Below are 13,411 nucleotides of genomic sequence, written 5' to 3' on the forward strand. Positions count from 1 at the left end.
TGCTCTGCCAACTGAGCTACGCAGGAATATTCAATTATCGACCGAAGCCGAGCTCCTGCGACTGGGCTTGAACCAGTGACCGTCCGATTAACAGTCGGATGCTCTGCCAACTGAGCTACGCAGGAATGTTCCTTATGCACAGTGAAGCACTGCACACAAGGAAAAAATAATATCCCTCATTCGCGAAAACGCAAATCGGGATCGCGCCCGTGCGTGTCGCGCCCTGCGCACAGGCCGGGCCGCACGTCCGTCACATGCTGATCTTGTCCATCGGCATGGCGGAATCAATGGGAAAATCGGGCGCAGACGGGGCCACGCCGGCCTCCACGAGATTCACGCCGAGCATGGCGACCATCGCGCCGTTGTCGGTGCACAGCTTGATCTGCGGAATGCGCACGTCGACGCCGCAGCGTTCGCCGTATTCGAGCAGTTTGGCGCGCAGCTGCGAGTTCGCGGAGAATCCGCCGCCCACGATCAGCGACTGCGACCCGTACTGCTCGCATCCGCGCATGGCCTTTTTCGCAAGCACGGTCGCCACGGAGTCCGCGAGCGACGCGCACACGTCGTCGACGGGGATCTCGCGTCCGGCGGCCTGCTGCTCCTCGATCCAGCGGGCCACGGCGGTTTTGACGCCGGAGAAGCTGAAGTCGTACGGATGCGCCGCTCCGGCCTTGCCTTGCGTGAGTCCCTGCGGCACGCGGATGGCCTTCGGGTCGCCGTGCTGCGCATGCCGGTCGATGTGCGGGCCGCCCGGGTACGGGAAGCCGAGCAGGCGGGCGACCTTGTCGAAGCACTCCCCCGCCGCGTCGTCGAGCGTGGTGCCGACCACGTCGATGTGTCGCGCCACGTCCTCGACGTGCAGCAGCGACGTGTGGCCGCCGGAGACGATGAGCGCGAGCGTGTCGGGCGGGAACGCGCCGAACTGCAGCTGCGTGACGGCGATGTGCCCGATCACGTGGTTGATGCCGTAGATCGGCTTGTTCGCGGCCCACGCGAGCGCCTTCGCGCCGGACACGCCGACGGCGAGGCAGCCGGCGAGACCTGGTCCGGCGGATACGGCGATCGCATCCACGTCCGCGAGCTCGAGCCCGGCGTCGGCGAGCGCCTTGGACACGCACGGCACGAACGCTTCGGCGTGCGCGCGGGAGGCGATTTCGGGGATGACGCCACCGTAGCGCGCGTGTTCGTTCATCGACGAGGCGACGACGTTGGAGCGCAGCGTGCGGCCCTGTACGATGGCCGCGGCGGTTTCGTCGCAGGTCGATTCGATGCCGAGTACGATCGGTTCGCTCATTTCGTCTCCTCGTTGCTTGTCGCGTTGATTGTCGCATCGCCTGTTGCGTTGCCTGTCGGTTCGCCGGTTGATTCGCCGGTGGCCGACGCGGCGCTTTGGAAGCCGACGATGTGCGGCTCCAGGTCGAGCGCCATGACGTGCGCGTCGATGCCTTCCGGCTGATAGTAGCGTTTGCGCAGTCCGATGTTCGCGAAGCCGAACCGGCGGTACAGCGCGATGGCCGGCTCGTTGTCGACGCGCACTTCGAGCAGGACCCGTCGTGCGCCCTGCGATCGCGCGCGGTCGATCAGCCATGTCATCATCGCGGCCGCGATGCCCTGCCGCTGATGCGCCTTGCCGACGCCGACGTCCATGATCTCCGCGTCGTCGCCGTCGTACCAGTAGCCGGCGAATCCGCGCACGTCGTCCGGCTGGATCGTCGCGGCGGCATGATCGTCCGCGATGTCGAACACGTACGTGCGCGCCGGCGCGTCGAGTTCCTGCCGGATTGACGTCTCGCTCCACGCGTGGCTGCCGAACAGTTCGACTTCGAGCGCGCGCACGGCCGCGACCGCGGTTTCGCGGTCGAGTTCGTCCAACGATACGAGCATCAGGCGCTCCTCTCCGCGCCCGCATGACCGAGCACGTGCTTGAGCGGCGCAGGGATCTGTGCGTCCGGGCGGCGCAGGTACAGCGGTTCGACGGGGGCCTGCGGATCGCGCTCGTAGGCCAGCAGGGCGTCGGCCGCGAAAACGCCGAGCCCCTGTTCGCCGCCGTCGAGCACGGATTCGTCCACGATGTCCCCCACGTGTTCGATGGAGGCCAGCGTGTCGGCGTATCGGGCGGCGCCATGGCCGATGATGTCGACGATCACGTCGCCGCCGGTCTGCTCACGCCAGGCCCTCACGGCTTCGTTCACCCGTTCTACGATGGATGACGGATAGTCGATGTCCATGGCGATGAGCGGCCGCACGGGCGCCGAGACGCCGATCTTGGCGTCGGAGGCGGATCCGGTGGCGTCGAAGATCGCGCTCACGTCCGTAATCGCGGCACCGGCCGCAGCATCATCCGCATTGCCGCGTCCTGCCAGCGGGCTCTCACACAGTTCGAAATACAGCTGCTTGCGGCGCGCGTCGTTCACGGCGAGCGTGAGCACGGTGCGGTTCGCCGTGTCGCCGAGCGTGCCGGCCTTGAGCCGCCTGATGAGGTTCCACTGCACCTGCGGTTCGAGCACGTTGCGGCCAATGAGTCTCGCGCCAGTGGCGAATGCGATGGCCTTGGCCGCGACGATGCCGGCGCGCAGTCCGGTGAACGGCGCGGGGCCGAGCCCGACGACGACGGTGTCGATGTCGTGCGGCGTCAGTCCGGCGTCGGCGACCGCGCGCGCGATGTTGACCTGCAGACGTTCGACGTGGGTGCGCGAGTCGGTTTCGACGATCGGCTCGTGTCCCACGACGCCCACCGTCGAACCGTATGACGTGTCGATCACCAGCGTGCAGCCCATGCGTGTTCCTCCCTATGTCCAAGAATCGTTACGAGTCTACAACGGGGAGTCTATGGCTGTTCGGTCGTTCCGCGTCGACACGGAAGGCGGCGCGGAAGCGGCGCGGGAAATCGGCACGGGAATCGCATCAGTCGAGCAGGTCACGCCCCTGCCATGCCGCGCCCACGGGCGTGAGCGTGACGATGCGCGTGCCGTCGCCGGTCAGTTCGGAGTTCGGATCGGCCGCGGTCGCACCCGTGCCGGAGGCCGTGTCGATCGGCCGTGCGATGCGGATCTCCAGCCGTTCGGGCGCAAGCGCGGCGGCCATCTGTTCGCCCCATTCCATGAGGATCACGGTGTGCGCGCCCGGATCCTCGAGTTCCTCGTCGAGGCCGAGCGATTCGAGTTCGTCGAGCAGCCGGCCGGTCGCGTCCTGTCCGGGCGCGTACGCGTTACCGCCGAGCCGGTACGCGTCGACGTGCACGAGATGCGCAGGAGAGTCGTCGGCGAACCGGCCGTCGAGTTCGCGGGCGATGGTGAACGTGGGCGAGACGATCGGCCCGTCGATGCCAAGCCCGCGGCCGAAGCCCTGCGCGAACGTGGTCTTGCCGGCGCCGAGCGGGCCGGACAGGAGGATCACGTCGCCGCCGCGCGTGGCATGTGCGATGCGTTCTCCGAGCGCGCGCATGTCGTCGCCGGTGGGCACGTCGATGGTGCGTGTGGTGTTGGGGTTGGTGGTGTCGCTCATGATTCCCGTCCTTTTCTGCTGATCGCGATGATGCACTGTTCGAGCGCGTACACGGGGTCACCGCCGTTGGTCTTGCTTTGTTCGTCGGCCCATGCGAGCATGCGGATGCATCGGCTCATGCCGTCGGACGTCCAGCCGCCGAGCTGGCGTTGCGCGTTGCGCAGCACCCACGGGTTCATGTTCGCCTCGGCCTGCGAGATGGTGCCGGCCCGTACGGCGGACGCCTTGGCGAGTCCGCGCAGTTTCATCGCGAGCGCGCCGATGAGCGCGATAGGATCGGTGCCCTGTTCGACCGCGGAGCGCATCTGCACGATCGCCTCGGCGGTGCGTCCGGCCACGGCCGTGTCGGCGACGGCGAAGCCGGTGACCTGCGGGTTGGCGGTCAGGTACTGGTTGACGCGGTCGAGTCCGATCGGATCGTCGTCGAAGTCGAAGCACAGCTGGTCGCACATGGCGGCCAGTTCGCCGGTCCTGTCGCCGAGCACGGCGACCAGTTGCTGGGCGGCCAGCGGTTCGACGCGGCGCTTGTTGCGTTCGAAGCGCTGGATGACGAAGTTGAGTTTGGCGTCCGGCTTTTTGAGGTCCGGCACGTTCTCCCTGCGCGCGCCGGCCCGTTCGAGCTGGTCGACGATGCGCTTGCCCTTCTGCCCGCCCTCGTGCCGGCAGATGACGATGCTCGCGTTCGCGTCGCCGACGGCCTCCTTGCAGTAGGCCGTGATCGCCTCGCCGAGCTTGTCGTCAGCGTTCTGCAGGTTCGTGACCATGACGATGGCGATGTCGGACAGCAGCGACGGGCTGACGGCTTCATCGAAGTCGTATTGTCCGGCGCCGCCCGCGTCGAGTTCGATGATCTCCGCGTCCGGATGCGCGCGTTCGGCCTGATGCCTGAGGTCGCGGGCCGTCTGCTCATTGAGGTACGGGTCGCCGCCGTACACGATGCGTACCGGCGCGCCCGCCGCTGTCTTTCTGGGCATGCTCCCCAATCTCGCCGCAGCGTTGGACAACGGTCGCGTTCGCAACGAACGCAGCAAGCGGACGCGATGACATTGTCGTTCACGGCTCACGCGTCTTGTGTGCGGAAGTCACATGTCTTGGAACGAGACCAAGATCAGTCGGTCATCCCGCTCGGCAATCCGCTGCAGATTATCCATGAACCCGGTTTTGGAGAACAGGACAAACCATTACGCAATCAGCCGTCTCGTCCATCACCTCTCCGGTATCATGCCGTGTATTAGTTCAGATACGTTTCCACCTTGTTCAGGAAATAACAAACATTCGTGGAATAGTTCGGATAAGCGACGGCGAGCTGTTCCGCATTGCGCGCATATACCAATACGGCATTGTCATAGGCGAACTCGCCATTTGCGGAACCGACACCGCCGGGAATCTCGATACGCCGTTCCACTGCATCATACCGGCGAAGCGCTTCCTCAAGATCGTCCACACGAAAATCCTCGACATCGAGATACTGGTTCTCTCTGGAAAGCTTGAGCAGAAACAATTCAGACGACGTGTCCGGCATATCCGCGACGAATATGCTGTCCACCGCAGCACGCAGATCGTCCAGCAATCCCCGCGTGCAGTCAAGATCGTGCAACTGTCGAATCAGCGTTGTGCGATCCCCGGTGAATCCCGGCACTTGCGAAGTGTCTTCCTCCAGCGCGAACAGACTGGACACGATTGCGAAGAAACGGATCCGCTGCGCGTCATCGCCCGCCGCATCAGCCCGCACAACCGGGCTTTTGTACTCGGTACCGTAGATTTCTCCAGCCGCTTCCACTGCGGTGGACCAACAGTGCTGCAGCCGAGTTCTGATCTGCACCTCCACATGGTATGAAGCGGCATCGGAGGTGACGTTGCATAGCAAATGCCGGGAGCGATACCCACTGGACTGCGGCCGCGTAATGTAATCCTTGTCGGCGGAACCATGTTTTAACGGAAGGGTCGCCGCGAGCCATGCAGCAGCCTGCTCGACCTGCTCGTTCGATTCCACGATCAGTCGGCAACCGCCGATGTCATCCAGTTCCCCGAGTTTGAAATGCGTATTCGGACGCTGAATCTTGCGCACGATGGAGATCATGCGTTTCATCCGGAACGTCGCCACGGACTGAGGTATGTTTTGTGAGCATTCCAGCACTTTCGCGAAGCATCGTTCCGTCGGCTCGACATGTTGGGCACGCCACTGCTGAGCGATCACCATCGCCTGCGCGTAATCGGCATCGCCGTCACACCGCTGCCCCACGCTCAATAACCGTCCCACCGTATTGGCCCGGTTTCTGCTGATGTACGGCATGCCGTTGTCTGAAGTCATGCTCTACAATATAGCTTTCGGAAAGGAGGAGCATCATGGCAACCATCGCTGATGTGGCCGCCTATATTCTTCGCGAATATGGCCCGATGACCACAATGAAATTGCAGAAACTGGCTTTCTATACGCAGGCGGAATCGTTGTCCCGCCATGGAGCCCCGCTTTTCGACGAGGACTTCCAAGCGTGGCGTGGCGGCCCCGTATGCACCGAACTGTACGCGCGACACCGTGGCAAGTTCCTTATCCGTGACGGGGAGTTGCCTGTGGCCGCCAACGTACTCACCGATGTCGAACAACACGTCATCGACACCGTATGTTCCACGCTCGCCGCACAGACCGGGAATCAGCTTAGCGCCCGCACTCACAGTGAAATGCCTTGGATTGCGGCCCGCCACGGATTGCCCGCTTCCGCACCTTGCAATACCGTAATCAGCAAAAGCAGCATGGCGGACTACTACCGAATCAACCCTGTTGTGAGTTGACATGTGCATTCCACAGCTCCACCGGAAAAGGATGCAGCATCCCTGATCCGTTTACCCACTGCCATCCCTGCCGAACAGGGTTTTGGTTTCGGCGATCCAGCGGGAGATGCGGGCGCGGAGGCCGGGGCGGAACGGTTCGCCGGGCGAAGACGGGATCACCAAGGCTGAGGCCGAAACTGAGGCCAAGACGCACGGTTGATGCCCGCCACGCACACGACGGACGAGCCGAGGTATGACGACGCCAAGCAGGCCCGCGAGCGCGGTTTCGGTGGCGAGCATGAGCAGGGCGCCGCCCACGCCGCCGGCCCATGGGATGACGGCGTAACGGCCGGCGGCGAGCCATGCGGCGACACGCTCCATGACCTGCGTACCGCAGGAGGCGACCCATGCGAGCGCGAAGCCGGCCTGCGGGCTCGCCCACGAAACGAGCAGCGCGGCAAGTCCGGCGATCGTCGCAAAGTCCACAAACGGGCTGACCAGCAGATTGGCCGGCACCGAGGCGAGAGACAGTTCCGGTTCCATCAACACCTGGATTGGCAGGGTCAACGACTGCGCGGCGACGGTCATCGCCAGCGGTTCGGCGAGGAACCGTGGCAGCACGTGTCCCAACAGGCCGCCGATCGGATCGCAGAACAACACGATGCCGAGCACGGCGGCGCAGGAGAGCGCGAACCCGTAGCTGGCAGCCATGCCCGGGCGTATCAGCAGCACGCCGATCACCGTCCAGCCCAATGCGCTCACCGGCTGCCCGCGCCGGCCGACGAACAGCGCGGCCGCGCCGAGCAGGCCCATGACGAGCGCGCGCATCACCGAATCGGACGGGTACATGGCCGCGGCGAGCAGCAGGTACGCGCCCGCCACGCAGCCGGACACGACCTGTCTGGGCATGAGGAACCGCGCGCACAACCGGCGCACCATGCCGGCCACGAGCATGAAGTGGCCACCGGAGACGGCCATCAGATGCATGATGCCGGAACGGCGGAAATGCTCTTCGACCGTCGCCGCGTAGGTCGCGTTGAGTTCGGCTGCGCCGGCTTCATCCCGTTTGACGGTCACGTTGCCGGTGACGACATGGTCCTGTCCGAGCACGCCGAGCGTGAGCCCGGGCACGAGCACGCGCCCCTGGTCGGAGAGCCGTTCGGTGACGGCGAAAAACGCGTCCTGCATGTGCGCGACGACGCGTTTGCCCGGACCGGCTTGACGAACGGTTGCCATCGATCCGGGCATGTCGACGACCAACCACAGCGGCTGTCTGCCGTACCGTGCCTGCTGCAGCGTGCCTTGTGCGAATACGGTTGCACCGTCGGCGAGCGTCGCGCAATCCGCCTCCGTCGCGTAGACGCGCACGTCGGCCGTGGAGGAGCGTTCGACCTCTCCGTCACGCAAGGTCACGATCCTGCCGTCGGCCTGGCAGTCCTGGCCGCGTATGTCGGCAGCGGTCAGCGGCGTGACGATGCGCACCGTAGCGGTGACGACCGGCGAACGTTCGCGGGCGAGCGCGTTCGCCGGATCATGCCATTGCGCAAGATCGGCGGATAGTGCGGCCAGCGCGGCCAGCAACGCGGCGACGATGACGACGCTCAGACCGGTGCCGGCTCCCCCGATGTCCGCATCGTCGTCGCGGTCGGCCGCGGCGTCGCGATCGTCAACGTAACAACCGTCGCGTCTGCCGTCGCAACAATCGATACGGCGACCGTCGCGACGCCACCGGAATCTCCGGCGAACAGATCGCCCGGCCATGCCGATGGCGACGAGGCCGCCGCACAGCACCGTCAACGGCGTCAGCGCAGCGGCCAGCCGGCTGAACCGCGACCCGTCGGTCGGTTCCATCAGCCACGTGAACGTGAGATGTGTGGCGAGGCTTGAGGCCCAGACGGCGGCCGCGACCGGCAGCATGCGCCAGTCGCGGCTGCCCTGTTCCCGATCGTGTCCGTATGGTCGCAGGCCGTTCATCGCACGGTCACCTGTTCGCGGATTTTGGCGAGCGTCTTCGCGCCGATGCCCTTGACTTCGAGCAGCTGGTCGACGTTGGAGAAGCGTCCGATCTGCGTGCGATAGGCGATGATGCGATCGGCGGTGACCGGTCCGATGCCCTTGATGGTCTGGAGTTCCTCGGATGTGGCCGTGTTGATGTCGATCAGGCCGTCGTCGACGGCTGATGGTGAACCGGCGGACGACGATCCACCGTCGGACGGCTCGGACACTCCCCCGCCATCCACCGCATCTGCTGCATCGGCACCGTCCGCCGCGTCCGTCCCGCCATCCTCCCCACCGCCGGCAGTCGCGGATGCCGCATCATCCCCGCCCTTGGTTCCCTCCTGAGTCGTTTCGGCGGCCTGCCCCTGCGAACCGGGCTGCTCGTCGTCGATCCCACTCGAACCCGTTCCTCCAGCTTGCGTCCTCGCACGTGTTTCGGCTAGTGCCGACTCGTAGCGCAACGACTGCTGCAGCAGCATGGTCAGACTGGCGCACAGCGCGGCGGTGAGCAGCAGGATCGCCATGAGCGCATGCGCCGACGTGAACCTGAGTCGCGGACGGTCGCGCACGATGCGGTGGCGTTCCGCGCTTCCATCGCCTGACCGCACGCCGGCGATGTCCCGCAACGCCGCCGACGACGATCGATCGGCTCGGCGCATCACGGCTTGTTCCGGGACCGGCACGGTCGTCGGAGCGGGCGGATCGACAGGCCATTCGGCTTCTTCGGGATACGCAACGTCCTCGGGATACGCGGCATCATTCCATACCGGCTCGTCCGGCATCGGTCCATCCGGCATCAATTCGTCGGGAGGCGTGACGGGCGCGGCTGCAGGCGGAGGCGGCGGGTCAAGTGTCGCCGTTCCGCCGCTCCCCCGCGCATCACGCGCATCACACGCATCACGCGCACCGTGCACGTCACGCGCCGCGCGCAGCCGCCGCGCCGGGTCCGCGCCGACGGCCGCGTGGTTCGTGCCGGTATGAGAAACGCCCATGCATCCCAACAATGCGGGATGCATGGGCGTTTGTCCAGCGGAAACGGCCTCTGTGGTCGAATGGTCGCGGGTTATCCACAACGGGTTGTCCACAACCATCCGGCCGTCACCGGCCGCTACCGACCGGAACCGATTACTCGGCCGGAACGATCGACACGATCTTCGGGGCCTTGACGATCACCTTGCGCGGGGTCTTGCCGCCGAGACGGTCGGCGACGGCCTCGAGCGCGAGCTTCTCGAGCTCGGCCGGGTCGATGTCGGGCGTCACCTCGAGCTTGGCGCGGATCTTGCCCTTGATCTGCACGACGGCGGTCACCGTGTCCTGGCCGACGTACCGCTCGTCGGCGACCGGCCACGGCTCGTGCGCCAGCGACTCGGTGTGGCCCAGACGCGCCCACAGTTCCTCGCAGATGTGCGGCGCGATCGGCGAAAGCATGAGGATCAGCGGCTCGACCGCGGCGCGCGGCACGGTGCCGAGCGAGGTCAGGTGGTTGTTGAGCACGATGAGCTTGGAGATCGCGGTGTTCGGGCGCATGCCCTCCATCTCCTCGGTCACCTCGGCGATCGTGTTGTTGAGCGCCTTGAGGGTCTTCGCGTCCAGAGCATCCTCGGAGACGTACACCTCGCCGGTGTTCTCGTCCACGACGTTGCGCCACAGGCGCTGCAGGAAGCGCATGCCGCCGACCACGTTGCGCGTGTTCCACGGGCGGGAGTCGGCCAGCGGACCCATGCTCATCTCGTACAGGCGGAACGTGTCCGCACCGTAGTTCTCGTACATGTCGTCCGGCGTGATGATGTTCTTGAGGCTCTTGCCCATCTTGCCGAACTCGCGGTTGACGTGCTCGCCGTGCCAGGTGAACGTCGGCTCGCCGTCCGCGCCCGCGGGGCCTTCCTCGACCTCGGCGGCCGGCACGTACTGGCCGCGGTCGTCGGTGTAGGCGAACGCCTGGATCATGCCCTGGTTGAACAGCTTGTGGAACGGTTCGGCCGAATCCACGTAGCCGAGGTCGAAGAGCACCTTGTGCCAGAAGCGCGAGTAGAGCAGGTGCAGCACGGCGTGCTCGACGCCGCCCACGTACAGGTCCACGCCGCCTTCGACACCCGAGTACTTGTTGTGGTTCGGGCCCATCCAGTAGTCGAACTCGTCCTTCTCGACCATGTTGGCCGTGTCGGTCGGGTCGATGTAGCGCATGTAGTACCAGCAGGAGCCGGCCCAGTTCGGCATGGTGTTCGTGTCGCGGTAGTACGTCTTCACGCCGTCGCCCAGGTCGAGCTCGACCTTGACCCAGTCCTCGTTGCGGCTCAGCGGCGCCTCCGGGTTGGATTCGGCGTCCATCGGGTCGAAGGTGCGCGGCTGATAGTCGGGCACGTCGGGCAGGTTGATCGGCAGCGCGGAGTCCGGCAGCAGGTGCGGGGTGCCGTCCTCGCCGTAGACGATCGGGAACGGCTCGCCCCAGTAGCGCTGGCGGGAAAACAGCCAGTCGCGCAGACGGTACGACACGGTGCCGCGGCCGACGCCGGCGGCTTCGAGCCACGCGTTGACCTTGGCGATCGCGTCGTCGACGCGCAGGCCGTTGAGCGACAGCGCATCGCCCTTGGCCGCGGTCGCGTCCACGGACGAGTTGATGACGATGCCGTCGTGGCTGACGAACGGCGCCTTGCCCTCGTAGTTGGCGAGGTCGTCGCCGGATTCCGGCAGCGGCTGGACGGTGTAGATGACCGGCAGACCGTACTTGACGGCGAAGTCGTAGTCGCGCTGGTCGCCACCCGGCACGGCCATGATCGCGCCGGTACCGTAGTCCATGAGCACGTAGTCGGCGGTGAACAGCGGGAGCTTGACGCCGGTGATCGGGTTGGTCGCGTACAGGCCGGTGAACAGGCCGGTCTTCTCGCCAGCCTCCTCGACGCGATCCTTCGCGGTCTTCGACTCGGCGGCCAGACGGTACGCCTTGACGCCCTCGGCCGGGGTCGCATAGCCGCCCTTCCAGGATTCCGGAATGTCCGAAGGCCACTCGGCGGGCACGTAGTGCAACAGGTCGTGCTCCGGGGAGACGACCGCGAACGTGGTGCCGAACAGCGTGTCGGGACGGGTGGTGTAGATCTCCATGTCCTTGTCGCCCTCGGGGGTGGCGACGGTGAAGTGCACGGACGCGCCGTGGGACTCGCCGATCCAGTTGCGCTGCATGAGCTTGACCTTCTCCGGCCAGTCGATGCCGTCGAGATCCTCGATGAGGCGGTGGCCGTACGCGGTGATGCGCATGGACCACTGGCGCAGCTCGCGCTGGAAGACCGGGAAGTTGCCGCGCTCGGACTTGCCTTCGGCGGTGACCTCCTCGTTGGCGAGCACGGTGCCCAGACCCGGACACCAGTTGACCGGCGACTTGGAGATGTAGGCGAGGCGGAAGTCGTTGAGGATGTCCTGCTGCTCGGCTTCGGTGAGGTCGCCCCACGCGGCGCCGTCGTTCTCATGGCCCGGAATGGCTTTCTCGCCGTTTTCGAACTTGGCGACGAGCTCCGAGATCGGGCGTGCGGAGCCCTGGGAGCCGGACGGGTTCTTGGCGTCCTCGTCGTACCACGCGTCGTAGATGCGCGAGAAGATCCACTGCGTCCAGCGCACGTAGCCGGGGTCGATGGTCGCGAACGAGCGGCGGTTGTCGAACGACAGGCCCATGCGGTGCAGCTGGCGGCGCATGTTGGCGATGTTCTGCTCGGTGGTGATGCGCGGGTGCTGGCCGGTCTGCACGGCGTACTGCTCGGCCGGCAGGCCGAACGCGTCGTAACCCATGGCGTGCAGCACGTTCTCGCCCTTCATGCGGTGGTAGCGGGAGACCACGTCGGTGGCGAGGTAGCCGAGCGGGTGGCCGACGTGCAGGCCCTTGCCGGACGGGTACGGGAACATGTCCATCGCGAAGAAGGCCGGGCGGCCCTCGGCGTTGCGGCCCTTGCCGTCCTTGAGGTCACCGTTGACGTTGGCGGCCCAGAAGGTGCCTTCGTCGTCCCACTTCTTCTGCCACTTGGTTTCGATGTCCTGCGCGAGCGCCGCATTGTAGCGGAACGACGGCTCGGCGGGGACTTCAGCCGCCTGCGCGGCGGTGTTCTTCTCATTAGCCATACGGTGCATTATTGCCACGCAACTGGACACATGCGCGTCATTCCGCCCATTGCGGTCGCACCGTGGAACGCGGTCGGCGTCAGTGCACCGCGACGTCCTTCGCCGGCAGATCCTGTGCCGTGTCGTAGCCGAGCGGAACGAGATCGTCGTCGACGTACTGTCGCCACGAACCGTCGCCGATCATCGTCCGCAATGCGGCGGCGATTTTGTTGGCCAGCTCATCGTAGCCGTGCCGTACGGCGATGCCGTAGCGCAGTACGTCATCGTCGCGATCGTCCGCGACCATCCGATACGACTCGCGACGGTGACGTGCCAGTCCCGGCAGCGTCGCGTCGTCACCGGCGACCGCGTCGACCGTGCCGGCCATGAGCGCGGTCATGCATTGGCCGTACGTATCGTAACCGGACAGCGTCACGTCGTCGCGGGCGGCGATCCTCCCGCGCATCGCCGTGCCGGCCGCGGCGCACACCGACGGAGTGCGGTCGTACACGTCCGTCGCGGTCCCGGACGTGGCGAACAGGTCGTCGAGCGACGTGTCGTCGTCGTGTACGAGCACGGCCGGCCGCGCCTCGAGATACGGTCCGGCGAACGTGACGTGCCGTGCGGCGTCGTCGGTGATCGCATAGCCGGCGACCACGATGTCCGCGCGGCCGTCGTCCAATGCGGCGGCGCGGTCGGCCGGCCCGACGCGGATGAACACGATCTGCTTGGAGCCGTAGCCAAGCGATTTGGCGACGTAACGGGCCACGTCCACGTCGAATCCGGAGTACGATCCGTCGTGCCAGTAGCCGAGCCCGGGCAGGTCGGCGGCCACGCCGATCGTGATCGTCGGGCCGAGCGGCTGTCCGGAGGCCGCGGCGATCGTGCCGGCGGAACCGTCCGCCGCGACGCCGCATCCGGCCAACGGCGATGTCAGCAGCACGGCCGCGCACGCCGCGGACGCCGCACGACGCACGCGGGACGCGACGTCGCCTACTTGAACATGCGCGAACGGGTGAGGAACCATGTCACCACCGCGGACAGGGCTATCGAGATG

Annotated in this window: 11 protein-coding genes and 1 tRNA gene; 1 reads left to right on the forward strand and 11 read right to left on the reverse strand. The window is 66.0% G+C overall.

Going from position 1 to position 13,411, the window contains the following annotated elements:
* Window positions 1–52 precede the first annotated feature (52 nt).
* The 7 genes from JS533_RS12160 to JS533_RS12190 form a co-directional block, all read right to left on the reverse strand.
* Window positions 53–125, reverse strand: a tRNA-Asn gene (locus tag JS533_RS12160).
* Window positions 126–250: 125 nt separating this feature from the next.
* Window positions 251–1,294 (reverse strand): tRNA (adenosine(37)-N6)-threonylcarbamoyltransferase complex transferase subunit TsaD, encoded by a 1,044-nt coding sequence (gene tsaD / locus JS533_RS12165; protein ID WP_241514938.1) that lies wholly within the window; start codon window positions 1,292–1,294, stop codon window positions 251–253.
* On the reverse strand, window positions 1,291–1,884 hold the full coding sequence (rimI, locus tag JS533_RS12170; protein WP_241514940.1) for a ribosomal protein S18-alanine N-acetyltransferase: 594 nt from the start codon (window positions 1,882–1,884) through the stop codon (window positions 1,291–1,293). Before rimI ends, tsaD begins: the two co-directional genes overlap by 4 nt.
* Window positions 1,884–2,777, reverse strand: a complete 894-nt coding sequence (gene tsaB / locus JS533_RS12175) for a tRNA (adenosine(37)-N6)-threonylcarbamoyltransferase complex dimerization subunit type 1 TsaB (protein WP_241514941.1) — start codon at window positions 2,775–2,777, stop codon at window positions 1,884–1,886. The genes rimI and tsaB overlap by 1 nt, the downstream gene beginning before the upstream one ends.
* A gap of 127 nt (window positions 2,778–2,904) precedes the next feature.
* Entirely contained in the window at window positions 2,905–3,504 is a 600-nt protein-coding gene (gene tsaE, locus JS533_RS12180) for a tRNA (adenosine(37)-N6)-threonylcarbamoyltransferase complex ATPase subunit type 1 TsaE (RefSeq protein WP_241514943.1), read from the reverse strand.
* On the reverse strand, window positions 3,501–4,478 hold the full coding sequence (gene holA / locus JS533_RS12185; RefSeq protein WP_241514944.1) for a DNA polymerase III subunit delta: 978 nt from the start codon (window positions 4,476–4,478) through the stop codon (window positions 3,501–3,503). The genes tsaE and holA overlap by 4 nt, the downstream gene beginning before the upstream one ends.
* A gap of 257 nt (window positions 4,479–4,735) precedes the next feature.
* Complete coding sequence (locus JS533_RS12190) at window positions 4,736–5,815, reverse strand: RelA/SpoT domain-containing protein (RefSeq protein WP_241514946.1); 1,080 nt, start codon at window positions 5,813–5,815, stop codon at window positions 4,736–4,738.
* Between the two features lie 35 nt (window positions 5,816–5,850).
* On the opposite strand from JS533_RS12190, the gene JS533_RS12195 reads away from it, so the two are divergent.
* Window positions 5,851–6,294: a Panacea domain-containing protein gene (locus JS533_RS12195; protein WP_241514948.1), complete on the forward strand. Its 444-nt coding sequence runs from the start codon at window positions 5,851–5,853 to the stop codon at window positions 6,292–6,294.
* A 51-nt stretch (window positions 6,295–6,345) separates the two neighbouring features.
* Here the strand turns inward: JS533_RS12195 and JS533_RS12200 are convergent, their stop codons facing one another.
* The 4 genes from JS533_RS12200 to JS533_RS12215 form a co-directional block, all read right to left on the reverse strand.
* Window positions 6,346–8,247, reverse strand: a complete 1,902-nt coding sequence (locus tag JS533_RS12200) for a ComEC/Rec2 family competence protein (protein ID WP_241514950.1) — start codon at window positions 8,245–8,247, stop codon at window positions 6,346–6,348.
* Entirely contained in the window at window positions 8,244–9,068 is an 825-nt protein-coding gene (locus JS533_RS12205) for a ComEA family DNA-binding protein (protein ID WP_241514951.1), read from the reverse strand. Before JS533_RS12205 ends, JS533_RS12200 begins: the two co-directional genes overlap by 4 nt.
* A gap of 328 nt (window positions 9,069–9,396) precedes the next feature.
* A complete protein-coding gene (leuS, locus tag JS533_RS12210; protein WP_420838663.1) occupies window positions 9,397–12,384 on the reverse strand; it encodes a leucine--tRNA ligase in 2,988 nt (995 codons plus the stop codon).
* Between the two features lie 70 nt (window positions 12,385–12,454).
* A partial coding sequence (locus JS533_RS12215) for a transporter substrate-binding domain-containing protein (RefSeq protein WP_241514955.1) occupies window positions 12,455–13,411 on the reverse strand: 957 nt, incomplete at its 5' end.

It is taken from the genome of Bifidobacterium amazonense (genome assembly GCF_018555435.2).
Taxonomy (GTDB): Bacteria; Actinomycetota; Actinomycetes; order Actinomycetales; family Bifidobacteriaceae; genus Bifidobacterium; species Bifidobacterium amazonense.